Genomic DNA, 13719 nt, shown 5'->3' on the forward strand with positions numbered 1-13719 from the left:
CTCCTTCTTCTATCTAAAAAAGGAAAGGATTGATAAATCAACCCCCTCCTCCGTTTATTTTATTAAGCCTGATTTTCTGCTGCTTTTGTTTCCTGTTCTTTCTTATATAGCTGATTATCATAAACTTTAAAGAATGGATACCATACAATTCCAGCAGGAATTAACATTAAATAATCCCAGATTGCATTTTGCCAACGTAATGTTCCAAAGAATTGTGCAAATCCCATTGGCATCAATGTCATAATTGGTACGAATGCAGGAATTAGCCATCCAGTCTGATATCCGATTAATGTACATAACATAACTACTAGAATTGCTAGTACATAAGGAATACATAAGATAGGATTATACATAATAGGCATACCGAATGTCATTGGTTCATTGATACCAAACCAGCCTGGAACCAAAGCAATTTTTGAAACCGCTCTAATTTGTTCAGATTTTGCTTTTAAACCAAAGATTGCCAAAGGAAGTGTATTACCTGTTCCTCCACAAAGTGCCATCGCACCAAATAAAGATACTGGATAGAATGTCAATGCTTCAATACCACCTTGTGCATACGCTGCAGCATTTGCAGATAAAGCCTGCATCATCAATGGCATTAACACAGACATAAGAATCATTGTTCCATGAATCCCAAAACACCATAACAAACCAGCAAATCCACAAATGACGAACATTCCTGATACAGAAGTTAAAGCATTTAATGGTGCAGCTAAAATTGCCATAAATCCAGAACAAATACCAAAGGCACCGCCAGTTGCTGTTTGAATAATGATTTGTAAAGCATACATTGGAATCAATGCAAATGCCAAAGGAAGAATTGCAGTAAATCCATTAACCAGTGATGGTGGACATACATCTGGCATTTTTACACGAATGTTGTGTGCAATACAGAATTTTTCAATCTGACATACAACAAATACACATAAGAAACCAATGAACATTCCTGATGATCCCAAGTAAGTTACATCAATAACACTAGCACCAGCCTCATTGACACCCCATGTACAGGCAATCAAAGTAAATACGATGGTTGTTTGTACAGCAGACATAACTGGAGATTTCAAACCAATAGCTTTTCCATATTGATATCCCATGATAAGAACGATCCACAGAGATAACAAATCCATTGTGAAGTGATAAGGAGCATATAAAATATTATAAATTGCATCTCCATTTTCAAACAAACCAACCATTGGTCCTACGGCACAAATAATTGAGAAGATGGCACCAACCATGATTGGCGCCATACAAGACATCATTGCACCTTGTAAAGCTGATAAAAACTTATTTGATCCTAACTTTTGTCCAAATTCCTGTAATTTTATCATCACAGGACTATTAAAGATTCCATCCATTCTTTTTCCCTCCTATAATTTTATTTTTCTGCGTATAGTTTATTTGCAATCTTCATGATATTTTCACAATTTCCGACAGCATAATCGAAAGAAGGGATTCCTTCACATGGTAAACCTGTATCTTCTTTAATTTGTTTTAAACGATAACTTACCTGTGGCCCTGTCATGATAATATCATAATCCTGATATACGTTAGCATATTCACTTAAACCAACTGCATTAATAGAATTATCTTCCCCTCTTTCTTTCCAGTAAGCTTCCATCTTTTTCATTAACAATCCTGTAGACATACCTCCGGCACAAACTAGTAAAATTTTCATTTTCTTTTCCTCCTTATTTTTTAAATTATTTTGCTTCTTTTTTATACATTATGATTAATTCTTTAATTAGCTCTGTAGCGAGCATGCTTGTCATTAGATGGTCCTGAGAGTGAACAAGAAGTACATTCACTGGGGTTGGATTTCCATTTACTTCATCAAACAACAAATCCGTTTGTGCTTTGTGAGCAAGTGTTGATGCTTCTTCTGATTTTTTCAACAATTCTTCTGCTTCATCAAAGTTTCCAGACTTAGCTGCATCCAAAGCCTGAAATGCGTATGATCTTGCATCTCCAGCATTGGCAATGATACCAAATGAAATTTCATCTATTGATTTTTTTTCTTCTTCCATCCTTTCACTTCCTTCCTTAACCTGTTTGCACTGTAACTTTATACCACAATCGTTTATGTGTCAAAGCGCTTTCATTAGTGAATCATGCATAGTGTATACACTAAAACTTTGTGTATACACTAGCTATACTAGAAAACATGCAAATTCACAGTATACATTTATCTAGTGTATAGATTTTCCCTTCAAAAAAAAGCTTAGTGTTTAAATAATCACGCTTGCGTATGTCATTTCTTATAATCCGTATAAAACCACCTTCATTTGATACAAGTTTCCATCTTCATGATATAATACAGACATGAAGTTAATAAGAAATTTTAAAATCACATCCGATGAGTTTTATGACTATTTAGAAGAAAAACTTCTTCAAGATATTCAGCAAACTACTGGAAAAAAAGTGAAGGCAAAAGAAATTAAAAAAGGATTTAGATACGACAAGAAAGACGCTTATACGACGATTACCATCAACGACTATAAACGCCATGAGATCTATTCTGCAACTGTAAAATCAAGGACGGATTTTATCACGATTACGTATCAGACAAAAGAGACGAAAGAGGGGTTACAAATAACATTTGAAGAATATGTAGATTCTTATGACAGCGTACGTGATAAAAAAAATATTGTTTCTAGAACCTTTCATGACTGGATTTCTTTTGGACGTATGTCAAATACACTCTATGGCATACGAAATGACATTGTAAACAAAAAAGAAGGAATTTCACCTGTTAATCAAAAACAAATGGAATCCTTCAAAGGATTACGAAAAACATTAGAAAAAAAATTAAATGAAAAAGGACAGGAAGACTAACTACATAATTATTCCTGTCCTTTTCTTATATACGTTTTAATATTCTTATAATGGTTGCTATCTGTGTATCGTCAATAATAATATGAAATTTCTTTTCTAGTTCTTTCATAATTTTAGATATTATTTTAAAATCCTCCTGATATACCATGTTGATTCTTTCGTCTTCCTTCGTTATTTCAAACTTCTGACCTTCTAATATTTTATCCAGCATACAGGCAATATGCACAAATAAACCTGTTTTTTGATCAGAATCCAAAGAATACATGACTTCAAGATCATCTATGATTTGTGGAAGAACACTTTTTAATTTGGAAATCGATACATAGTGGAGCTGTTCCTCCAAAAATTGATATACTTCTGTATAATTTATTCCATCTTTCGATTTAATAGGTTCAAACAACAAAATTCTGTCCAAATCTTCTGTTTTATTTTCAAATACTTTAGAAATTGAAATAAAAGGAATTCCAAGTAATTTAGGATCATAAGTACCGACAAAACAATGAATTTGGTATAGATTTTTAATTGTCATAATTTGCTTAATCAATTCACTTCGATTTGATATCGATAAGGCAATTACTTTCATTCCCAAATTCGAATATTGCTCAATATACTGTTTTAATTGATAAGCTCCTCCATCCCCTGTATGACATAAAGTAACAATCACTTCTTTTCGTTTTTCTTGTTCTCCAAACATTTTTTGTAATTCAAGATTTGTTGTATGATATACATAATCAATATCTTCTTCCTGCAAACATTTACGTGCTACATCAATGCCAATCAAAGTAATCGGAACATGGATATATCGAATCTTTACATTCTCCTCTTGTGCAATTGTATCCAGCATAGATTGGATAGAACCCATATCATAGATAACAATCACTCCCTGTCCATTGTCAATCTGCAAAATTACAGAACGAATTTCTTCTAATGCCTGCCTTGTATCTTTTTCCAGTGCTAAATCATAACTATATACATTTTCACAATGAATCAAATTCTTTGTAACTTCCTGCAATGCTTTCGCAACTCCATGGCCATGCAGAATATATAACAATACCGGATGACATCTATTTTCTTCCTCTTCATCCTCTATTAAAAACATAGCTAAAATAACGACTTCTTCTATGGATAGTTTTAAGTGAAAACTATCTTCCAATACCTTTGCAAGCTGCACACTAGCTGCATATTCCCTTGGATAGTCTTGAATAATTTGTATAACTTTATCATTATCAATTCGCTTTTTATCTGGCTTTAAAGTAAGCAGAGAATTGATATGAAGACATAATCCATAAAAAACACTTGGCTTAAAGCTTCTATTTAGTTCATCCTGACAAGTATTTAATATCTTCTGAACAGCATTTATTAATTTCGGATCTACAATTTTTGAAAGCTGCTCTATATCATATGTATCCTCTAAACCATCAAAACATTTGTATCGCTTAAATAGATTTGATATATGATTATTAATAACATCTTTGATTCCCGATGAATTAATTCCTCTTTTTGACAGTTCATCGTATTGAAGCTGAATGTCTTTATATAAGTCCCTGGTTTCATGCGATGTTAAATTTTTATAATCCATATTACAATCAAAGATAAACAACTTTTGAGTACCAAGCAATGCAAAGATTTCCTGTCCCCTCGTACGTACTTTAATAAGACTTTTTTGTACTACACTAGAAAAATCATGCAGACATACTTCTATACTGGAATTAACATCTTCTATGACCCTGACACAAGCAGTTGCACATGCTTTCCTAATTTCCATCTCTAATTCTTTGATATTCCGTGGAAAATCCGCCAGCAGCAATCCTTGCATAACTTCTTGTGTAATTTCAATGTTTCGCTTTGCATTATTTGCCTCAACAGAGAAAAAATATTTAATTAGTTCAAGTCTTTCTTTTAAGGGTCTATTTTGTAATTCAGGAAGTTCAATAACCATTGGAATTCTTTGATTAAACTGATAAAGGGCACTTGGATTACACGATAACACAAGAAAAACATCCTTACAATCCACGGAAGACTTCCGATCTTCACTATAGATTATCCCAGATTCTATAAAACTGGATAAAAAGCTAATTTGTTTTGCGTTTAATAATTCCGCACCATCAATAAACAGCATTCCACCCTTTGCTTTATAAAATAAAGTATGTTCTAAAGAAATAGAATTATCTACTCCCCTACCAAAAATTTCTGCATCTAATTCATTTATATTTTTTTGATAATGGCGACAATTTATTTTTATAAAAGGGGCAGAAGAGGTAAAGATCTTCTTTTCTTTCGCAAAGGCATACATGGAATAAACAAAATGTGTAGTCCCACAGCCTGGTTTCGCACTAATTAAAACATTTAAACTTCGTTTTGGATATAAAATTGCAGCTTTTGCCACTTGAAATGCATTCGCAAGACTCCCTTTTGCACCTATGAAAATTTTATCTCCATAACATATTTCTTCCATTTCATTTTTTTCAGGTATCCGATACAATACAGGTCTTCCTGTTGTTTTTTCAAGTTTTCCTTCCTTTACTAATGTGTTTAACAAACTAGAAACATTCGATCTTTGAATTTGAAAAGCATCTGCAATTTCATTCGTTGACAATCCTTCTTTATGGATACTATCTGTAAAAACTTCTCTTTGAATATACTCCAACAAACTTTCTTTTGTTGTTTTCATCCCAACTCCCCTGCCTTTCCACATATAGTATAATACATTTTAAGTCATATAAAAATACACCTACTTGCAGGAAGCAGGTATATTCTTATAAGGTTTACATCTAATCTAAATCAGCACCATCACTGGCAATGCATTTTTTATACCAGTAGAAAGAATCTTTACGAGAACGTTCTAAAGTTCCATTTCCTTTATCATCACGATCTACATAAACAAAACCATAGCGTTTCTTCATTTCACCGGTACCAGCAGAAACAAGGTCAATACATCCCCACATCGTATATCCCATAAGTTCTACACCATCAAGATTGATAGCATCATCCATTGATTTTACATTTGCACGTAAATAATCAATACGATATGTATCATGTACACTTCCATCTGCTTCTTTTTTATCATCCCATCCTATACCGTTTTCAACGATCCATAATGGCTTGTGATAGCAATCATACAAAGTATTACAAGCAAGTCTTAAACAGTGAGGATCTGTTGCCCATCCCCAGGCATTTGTTTCTAAATATGGATTTTTTACACCCATAACAAAATTTCCACTACCTGCTTCACTATCATGTGTTGTAAATGTACTAGATCCATAACAAGAGAAGCTTAAGAAATCAGCAGAATATTTTTCTAATAATTCAAAATCTTCTGGTTCTGTTTCTAATACGATACCTTTTCGTTCATATTCTTTTAATTTATAGTTAGGATATTTCCCACCTGTTTGTACATCACTATACCATAAAGTACTGTGATTTCTTTCCATAACCAGCACTTGATCATTCGGATCACATGTCATTGCATAATTTGGCTGATATGCCAGCATTTGTCCAACTTTAATTTCATCGCTGATTTCATGTGCAGCTTTTACTGTTAATGCACTTGCGACAAACTGATTATGAGCACCCTGTGCTTTTGTCTGTTCATCATTTTGCATACATCCACCCGCAAAGAAAGGAATCATGCTCATCATATTGATTTCATTAAATGTTAACCAGTATTTTACTTTTCCTTTGTAGTGTTTCATTACTGTTGTAGAGTATTTTACAAAAGCATCAATGCATTTTCTATTTTGCCATCCGCCATATTTGTGTACTAAATTTAATGGTGTTTCATAATGTGACAATGTAACTAATGGCTCAATGCCATATTTTGCACATTCATCAAACACTTCATCATAAAATTTTAATCCTTCTTCATTTGGTGTTTCATCATCTCCATTAGGGAAAATACGTGCCCAGTTCATACTCATACGGAAAGTTTTAAACCCCATCTCTTTCATCAACGCAATATCTTCTTTAAAGTGATGATAAAAATCCGTTGCGACATGACTTGGATAATAAGCTCCATCAATCACATCAGGAATTGCTCCTTTCTCAAATGCCATAGCTGCCCCAAAACCAATTCCAGTACAACCTGTTTCACCTGTTTCTGGATTTCTCCATGTAATTTGTCTGGGCGTCGTATGGCTTCCAGCAGTCACAACATCTGCAGTACTTAAACCTTTTCCACCTTCTAAATATCCACCTTCATATTGGTTGGCAGCGGTTGCGCCTCCCCATAAAAATCCTTTTGGAAAACTCATATAATAAAACCTCCTGTTTTCTTTAATCTAAATCAGTGCCGTTGCTGGCAATAACTTTTTTATACCATGTAAAAGAATCTTTTTTATATCTGTTAAAGCTTCCATTTCCATAGTCATCGCTATCTACATATACAAAACCATAGCGTTTTCCCATCTCTCCTGTAGATGCGGATACCAGATCAATACATCCCCATGGAGTATATCCTATCAAATCTACTCCATCTTCAATTGCTTCTTCCATGCATTTGATATGTTCTCTTAAATAATCGATGCGATAGCTGTCATGCACTTTGTTTCCTTCTTCCAGCTTGTCAAAGGCACCTAATCCATTTTCTACGACCATCAATGGCACCTGATATCTTGCATACAATTCATTTAATGTATAGCGTAATCCATCAGGATCGATCTGCCATCCCCAGTCACTTGCCTTCAGATATGGATTCTTCACTCCTCCAATCAAGTTTCCTCCAATTCCTTCCAGATTTGGATCTGTAGAAACACAGTTTGTCATATAGTAGGAGAAGCTATAAAAATCTACCTTTCCTTCTTTTAACAGTGCTTCATCTCCTTCTTCCATCTGGATTTGAATATTGTTTTCTTTCCAGTACTGTTTCGCAAAATATGGATATTCTCCTCGTACCTGTACATCTCCACAGTAATAGTTTCCCATCTGCATTTCTTTTTGACATTTCAATACATCTTTTGGATTGCAGCTATATGGATAACTTGTCATAAACGCAATCATACATCCAATCTTAAAGTCAGGATTGATTTCATGTCCCAGCTTCACTGCTTTTGCACTGGCAATGAACTGATGATGAAGTCCCTGGAAGCGAAGCTGTGGATCATCTTTCTGATTCATAAAATCAGTTGTTCCTTCATTCAAGATACCCAATCCTAAATATCCACCTAATGGCATCGTACCACAGTTGATTTCATTAAATGTCAGCCAGTATTTTACCTTGTCTTTATATCTGTTAAAAATTACGTTACAGTATTTTACATACAAATCCACAAGTTCTCTGCTTGCCCATCCATTGTATTTTTCTGTTAGATAGAATGGTGATTCATAATGAGAAATCGTAACAAGCGGTTCCATTCCCTGTTTATGAAGTTCATCAAATACTTCATCATAAAATCTTAGACCTTCTTCATTTGGTTCTTCTTCAATTCCTTTTGGAAAGATTCTTGACCATGCGATAGACATACGGAAAACTTTAAATCCCATTTCTCCCATCAACGCAATGTCTTCTTTATAATGATGATAGAAATCACTTGCGATATGGTTTGGATAATACAATCCATCTTCCCATGTACGTGTAATCTTACGTGGTGTCGTATGGGTACCATTTGTCAACATATCTGCAGTACTTGGTCCTTTTCCTCCTTCGTTCCATCCACCTTCATACTGGTTGGCAGCGGTTGCTCCACCCCATAAAAATCCTTTTGGAAAACTCATAATTTTTTACCTCCGATTTATTGTATCTTAGAAAAGTCATGGTTGATTATTTCAACCAGTTTAAATTCATTATTGTCAAATTCGAATTTTAATATGCAGCAGTTGTCTAAACGCCCCTTTTTATCAACAGAACTTGTATGTTCCCAATAGCGCATAAATTGACGACAGCTTGCCCCATGAGAAACAGCCAGCACACATTGATGATCTTCCTTTTTCATAATATCCATTAATGTATCTGCTACACGTTTTCGAAAAGAAATCTCTTCTTCTCCACCATACGTCACAAAGAAATCTTTATAAGGAAGGGATGGATTAAGATCCTCGCTCTCCCCTTCAAACATACCAAAATTCCACTCTTTTAATCCTTTCACACGCTGGTATGGCATATCACATACATATTCCAGCGTATCACATGCTCTTTCTGATGTTGAAGAATATGCATGATCAAAAACAATGTTCTTTCGTTTAAAATATTCTCCAGCAATTTTTGCCTGCTGAATACCTGTTTGTGTCAAAGGGGAATCACACCATCCCTGTATTTTTCTGCGCACATTAAACAAAGTTTGCCCATGACGCATTAAATATAGTGTTTTTTTCATTGTCTTAGTTCCTTATATATGACTTGAATATTTAATCGATATCTTTTCCATTAGAGGCAATGACTTTTTTATACCATTCAAAAGAATCTTTTTTGCTTCTTTTCATCGTTCCTGTTCCATCGTCATGTTTATCTACATAAATAAATCCATAACGTTTTCTCATTTCTCCGGTTCCTGCACTTACCAAATCAATGCATCCCCATGGGGTAAATCCTATCAAGTCGACTCCATTTTCAATGGCAGTATCCATTGCCTTGATGTGTTCTCTAAAATACTCAATTCGATATGGATCATGGATGTTTCCATCTTCCTCTACTTTATCAAATGCGCCAAGTCCATTTTCTACGACCATCAATGGTTTATGATAACGATCATAGATCATTTCCAGATAATAAGTTAATCCATCAGGATCTAGTGCCCATCCCCAGTCAGAATATGTCAGGTATGGATTTTTCGCTCCTGCTGAGAAGTTTCCTCCTACTTTTTCATCCACTTTATGTGTTGTAACGATCGTTGACATATAATATGAGAATGTATAGATATCTACTGTTCCTTCTTTTAAGTCTTTTACATCCTGTTCTGTGATTTCAAGGTTTACATTATGTTCTTTCCACAAACGTTTCGCATAGCTTCCATATTCTCCCTTGCACTGTACATCTCCACAGTAGAAGATATTTTGTTCCCATGTATGACGATTCGCAAGAATATCTTTTGGATCGGATGTCAATGGATAGAAAGTAATTCCACAAATCATACATCCTATCTGGTTTTCCGGATCGATTTCATGTCCAATTTTTACTGCTCTTGCACTTGCGACAAACTGATGATGCAGGTGCTGGTATGCATTCTGATAAGCTTCATCACTTGCTTTTCCTCCAAACAAGTCTAAAAACATAACGGTATTATTGATTTCATTAAAAGTCAGCCAGTATTTAACAAGCCCTTTGAACTCTGTAAAGCATGTTTTCGCAAAACGTTCATAGAAGGTAATCAATTCTCTGTTTTTCCATCCACCATAATGTTCTTCCAAGTATAGCGGTGTATCAAAATGCCAAATTGTTACCAATGGTTCAATGTTATATTTTTTTAATTCTGTAAATACGTTGCGGTAAAATTCAATCCCTTTTGGATTTGGTTCTAATTCATCCCCATTTGGATATAACCTTGACCATGAAATCGACATACGAAATGTCTTAAATCCCATTTCCGCAAACAACGCAATATCTTCTTTATAATGATGATAAAAATCAATTCCATCATGATTTGGATACAGTTCATCTTCCAACACTGCATATTTTGCGCCTTCTGGAAGCACTCCTCCATGTGCTGGAATCTTTCCTGGTTTTCCATCTTTATCAACAAACGTAACATAACGAGGAGAATTCACAGATCCTCCTGTAGTTACATCGGTTAGAGCTGGCCCTCTTCCATCTACATTCCATGCTCCTTCACACTGGTTGGCTGCAGTTGCGCCTCCCCATAAAAATCCTTCTTTAAATGCCATAATCTTTTTCCTCCTTTTTTAAACCAAAGAAAGGTTCAATTCGTAGAATACACCCGAATTAAACCTTTATCATATGAAATTAGTTTAAGCAGCTGATAATATCATCTCCTGCTTTCACAGTTCCTGATGCCATTTCTACTACATCTAAATAATCTGCTGTATTTGTAACAATTACAGGTGTAATCATAGAATATCCTTCTGCTTTGATAGCCTCTACATCACAAGTTACAAGAACATCACCTTTTTTAACTTTATCACCTTGTTTTACATGTGCTTCAAAATATTTTCCATCTAATTTAACTGTATCCATTCCCAAGTGAATCAAGATTTCTGCGCCATTATCACTCACTAGTCCAATTGCATGTTTTGTAGGGAATAACGTCATAACGGTTCCATCTACTGGAGATACAACTTTTCCATCTGCAGGATCGATTGCGACCCCATTTCCTAATAAACCTTGAGCAAATGCATCATCTTTTGCTTCTGATAAAGGAAGTACATTTCCATTTATTGGGCTGCAGATAACTTCTCTTCCTTTCACAAGTTTTTCTTCTTTATTTTCGATAACTGCTTCTTTTTTGTCTTTGTATGTTACAAATGCAATGATAAATCCAATAACGATAGCAGCTACCGCAACAATAACAGCTGAAATAATACTTCCACTTCCATTTGCAGGATCAATCATTGCAGGAAGTGCAAATACACCCATTCCACCCATCGTAAACTGAGAAACACCAAGCAATACAGATAAACCGCCGATGACACCTGCGCCAACACAAGTTAAGATAAACTGTTTTCCATTTGGAAGAGTTACCCCATAAATAGCAGGTTCTGTAACACCAAAGATACCAGAAATCCAAGCAGGCAATGCGATTGTTTTTAATTTTTTATTTTTAGATTTTAACCAAATCGCAAATACTGCACCTGTCTGCACAAAAGATGGAAAAGCAACTACTGCCATCAAAGGCTGAGGTTCTCCAGCCATTAACCCCATCATCATTGGTAAAACAACAAGTACATGACATCCTACCATGACAAGCAATTGCCATAAGAAACCAAGTAAAATACCTGCAACGATTGGACTAAATCCATATGCTCCCTGAATAACGTTGTTAATGATCGCACCTACTTCATTTGCTGCAGGACCAATTAAACAAAATCCTACTGGAACACAAACAAATAATACAACGGCAGGAACTACGAATGTTTTTACTACATCCGGTACTACTTTATTTAACCATTTTTCCATTGGTACTGCAATAAATGACATTACCAAAATTGGAAGCATTGTACTTGTATAAGTCGCATTTACGTTAAATCCTAAAACGTTTAGATTTACACCTTGTAATGCTGGATAACAAAGTGCAGCTCCAAGTGTCATACCTAGATATGGATTTCCTCCTAATTTCTTAAATGCGTTAAATCCTAAAATAATAGGGAAGAACCAAAACATTGCATCGGCTGCACCTGCCAAAATCTGTCCAAGACCAGATGCTGCAGGAATAAGACCAGCCATATCTAAAATTATATTTACACCTTTTAAAATACCACTTGCACAAAGAATTCCAATAGATGGCATAAAAATTCCTGAAATGATATCCAATGCAGCTTCAGAGAATTTACGTTTTACTTTTTCTCCACTGCCTTCTCCACCACTAATTCCAGCAACTTCACATACATCTTTGAATACATCTGGAACATGATTTCCAATAACAACCTGATATTGTCCTGCTGTCTGCATAACAGTAACAACACCATCCATGTTTTTCAAAACATCTGTATTTGCTTTCCCTTCATCTTTTAACTGAAAACGTAGACGTGTAACACAATGTGTTAAACTTAACACATTTTCTTTACCTCCGACATTTTTAATAATGTCTTTTGCTAATTGTTCATACTTACCCATGTTAACTCCTCCTATTAGGTAATCAAGTGTGTTTTTGACAAAAGAAAAACCTATCTACAACAAAAAGAATGTAATTTCATCTTTTCTGTTATAAATAGGTTTAGCTTGTACTTAAACAATCACTATCCGTTTTTCACGTTTTTATTATATCAATTATTTTAATTTTGTCAACGCTTTCATGCGTTTTTTTGTTTATAAAATTTTGAAGCCAATACCATTTTAACTTTAACTCAACTTGCAAAGCTAAAAAACACCCTCTTTCACATGGATTCAGGTGTATATTTCCTCAATTCTTTATTCTATTTATTATCTCTATTTATAATCTTCATCATTTCTGCTGTAACTGCATAATCGTTATTATTTCCAATGATGTGATTTGCACTTTCTTTTGCTTTTTCTGCTGCATTTTCCATTGCATAGGAATGTGGAAAACTAGCCAACATTGTGACATCATTGCCACTATCCCCAAATACTGCCACTTCTTCCTTCTTTATTCCAAGCAATTCACTCAAATACAACAAAGCCGTGCCTTTATCCGCTTCTTTTCTTGTTATTTCAATCGACATGCCATCATAAGCAATATGGAACATATCTTTCCCAAACAAATGAAACAATCGCTCTCTAATTATCTTTTCTATGGAATCATCACAGCACATAAAATCAATCTTATAAATCTTATTTGAAGCAATTTCCTCACTACTTGCATTAAAAATATTTTTTGAAAAAAACGTACATGCAATTTCTTCATAATTTATCGCTTGTTTAAATTTATCTGGTATGTTCTCTAGTACATACGCTTCAAAAGATTCTTTATCCTGTTGAACCCATTTATCTCGCATTCCAAGAAATTCCAAAGGATAGTTAGCGAATTCTTCACAAATGGCTTTTGTAACTTCATATGAAAAAGGATAGCTTTTCAAAAGATTATGCTTTTGATCTAATATGATGGCACCATTCATGGAAACGACATACGCAGGCAATCTCCACAAATATTCTTCCATTTCAATTTCACGTAAATTTCTTCCTGTCGCAAAACACATCAAATAATTCTTATCGATCATTTGTTTTAAAGTATTATAAATCTTCTCATCACAACCTGGCTGTTTACTTAACAACAAAGTTCCATCAAGATCTGTCGCAAACAATTTTATCATCATTTATTT

11 protein-coding genes are annotated in these 13719 nt (G+C 34.5%); 1 reads left to right on the forward strand and 10 read right to left on the reverse strand.

What is annotated here, in order from left to right; translation table 11 throughout:
- Nucleotides 1-62: 62 nt before the first annotated feature.
- From A9CBEGH2_RS08045 to A9CBEGH2_RS08055, 3 genes are read right to left on the reverse strand one after another with little or no spacing between them, the layout of a single operon-like run.
- Nucleotides 63-1361: a PTS sugar transporter subunit IIC gene (locus tag A9CBEGH2_RS08045; RefSeq protein WP_163104555.1), complete on the reverse strand. Its 1299-nt coding sequence runs from the start codon at nucleotides 1359-1361 to the stop codon at nucleotides 63-65.
- 20 nt (nucleotides 1362-1381) lie between these two features.
- Entirely contained in the window at nucleotides 1382-1681 is a 300-nt protein-coding gene (locus A9CBEGH2_RS08050; RefSeq protein ID WP_115716634.1) for a PTS sugar transporter subunit IIB, read from the reverse strand.
- 25 nt (nucleotides 1682-1706) lie between these two features.
- Nucleotides 1707-2030 carry a PTS lactose/cellobiose transporter subunit IIA gene (locus A9CBEGH2_RS08055; RefSeq protein ID WP_115716633.1) on the reverse strand — a complete coding sequence of 108 codons (324 nt, stop codon included), beginning with the start codon at nucleotides 2028-2030 and terminating at the stop codon, nucleotides 1707-1709.
- Nucleotides 2031-2325: 295 nt separating this feature from the next.
- On the opposite strand from A9CBEGH2_RS08055, the gene A9CBEGH2_RS08060 reads away from it, so the two are divergent.
- The gene (locus tag A9CBEGH2_RS08060) at nucleotides 2326-2838 is read left to right on the forward strand and encodes a DUF3284 domain-containing protein (protein ID WP_115716632.1); all 513 of its coding nucleotides are present in this window, start codon (nucleotides 2326-2328) and stop codon (nucleotides 2836-2838) included.
- 25 nt (nucleotides 2839-2863) lie between these two features.
- On the opposite strand, the gene A9CBEGH2_RS08065 is transcribed toward A9CBEGH2_RS08060, so the two are convergent.
- From A9CBEGH2_RS08065 to A9CBEGH2_RS08095, 7 genes are all read right to left on the reverse strand, one after another.
- Nucleotides 2864-5509, reverse strand: coding sequence for a PRD domain-containing protein (locus tag A9CBEGH2_RS08065; protein WP_118361831.1), 2646 nt, complete (start codon nucleotides 5507-5509; stop codon nucleotides 2864-2866).
- Nucleotides 5510-5609: 100 nt separating this feature from the next.
- A complete protein-coding gene (locus A9CBEGH2_RS08070) occupies nucleotides 5610-7088 on the reverse strand; it encodes a glycoside hydrolase family 1 protein (RefSeq protein WP_163104557.1) in 1479 nt (492 codons plus the stop codon).
- Between the two features lie 22 nt (nucleotides 7089-7110).
- Complete coding sequence (locus A9CBEGH2_RS08075; RefSeq protein ID WP_115716629.1) at nucleotides 7111-8547, reverse strand: glycoside hydrolase family 1 protein; 1437 nt, start codon at nucleotides 8545-8547, stop codon at nucleotides 7111-7113.
- 17 nt (nucleotides 8548-8564) lie between these two features.
- Nucleotides 8565-9146, reverse strand: coding sequence for a histidine phosphatase family protein (locus A9CBEGH2_RS08080; RefSeq protein ID WP_163104559.1), 582 nt, complete (start codon nucleotides 9144-9146; stop codon nucleotides 8565-8567).
- Between the two features lie 31 nt (nucleotides 9147-9177).
- The gene (locus A9CBEGH2_RS08085; RefSeq protein WP_115716627.1) at nucleotides 9178-10650 is read right to left on the reverse strand and encodes a family 1 glycosylhydrolase; all 1473 of its coding nucleotides are present in this window, start codon (nucleotides 10648-10650) and stop codon (nucleotides 9178-9180) included.
- Between the two features lie 79 nt (nucleotides 10651-10729).
- Nucleotides 10730-12556 carry a beta-glucoside-specific PTS transporter subunit IIABC gene (locus tag A9CBEGH2_RS08090; RefSeq protein ID WP_118277491.1) on the reverse strand — a complete coding sequence of 609 codons (1827 nt, stop codon included), beginning with the start codon at nucleotides 12554-12556 and terminating at the stop codon, nucleotides 10730-10732.
- A 299-nt stretch (nucleotides 12557-12855) separates the two neighbouring features.
- Nucleotides 12856-13713 carry an HAD family hydrolase gene (locus A9CBEGH2_RS08095; RefSeq protein WP_115716625.1) on the reverse strand — a complete coding sequence of 286 codons (858 nt, stop codon included), beginning with the start codon at nucleotides 13711-13713 and terminating at the stop codon, nucleotides 12856-12858.
- Nucleotides 13714-13719: the final 6 nt, after the last annotated feature.

The sequence above is a fragment of the Amedibacterium intestinale genome (genome assembly GCF_010537335.1).
Lineage (GTDB): Bacteria > Bacillota_I > Bacilli_A > Erysipelotrichales > Erysipelotrichaceae > Amedibacterium > Amedibacterium intestinale.

Coding starts and splice junctions, on each gene's coding strand:
- A9CBEGH2_RS08050 (WP_115716634.1), bottom strand. CDS start 1,681: ATGAAAATTTTACTAGTTTGTGCCGGAGGTATGTCTACAGGATTGTTA.
- A9CBEGH2_RS08065 (WP_118361831.1), bottom strand. CDS start 5,509: ATGAAAACAACAAAAGAAAGTTTGTTGGAGTATATTCAAAGAGAAGTT.
- A9CBEGH2_RS08080 (WP_163104559.1), bottom strand. CDS start 9,146: ATGAAAAAAACACTATATTTAATGCGTCATGGGCAAACTTTGTTTAAT.
- A9CBEGH2_RS08075 (WP_115716629.1), bottom strand. CDS start 8,547: ATGAGTTTTCCAAAAGGATTTTTATGGGGTGGAGCAACCGCTGCCAAC.
- A9CBEGH2_RS08055 (WP_115716633.1), bottom strand. CDS start 2,030: ATGGAAGAAGAAAAAAAATCAATAGATGAAATTTCATTTGGTATCATT.
- A9CBEGH2_RS08090 (WP_118277491.1), bottom strand. CDS start 12,556: ATGGGTAAGTATGAACAATTAGCAAAAGACATTATTAAAAATGTCGGA.
- A9CBEGH2_RS08045 (WP_163104555.1), bottom strand. CDS start 1,361: ATGGATGGAATCTTTAATAGTCCTGTGATGATAAAATTACAGGAATTT.
- A9CBEGH2_RS08060 (WP_115716632.1), top strand. CDS start 2,326: ATGAAGTTAATAAGAAATTTTAAAATCACATCCGATGAGTTTTATGAC.
- A9CBEGH2_RS08070 (WP_163104557.1), bottom strand. CDS start 7,088: ATGAGTTTTCCAAAAGGATTTTTATGGGGAGGCGCAACCGCTGCCAAC.
- A9CBEGH2_RS08085 (WP_115716627.1), bottom strand. CDS start 10,650: ATGGCATTTAAAGAAGGATTTTTATGGGGAGGCGCAACTGCAGCCAAC.
- A9CBEGH2_RS08095 (WP_115716625.1), bottom strand. CDS start 13,713: ATGATGATAAAATTGTTTGCGACAGATCTTGATGGAACTTTGTTGTTA.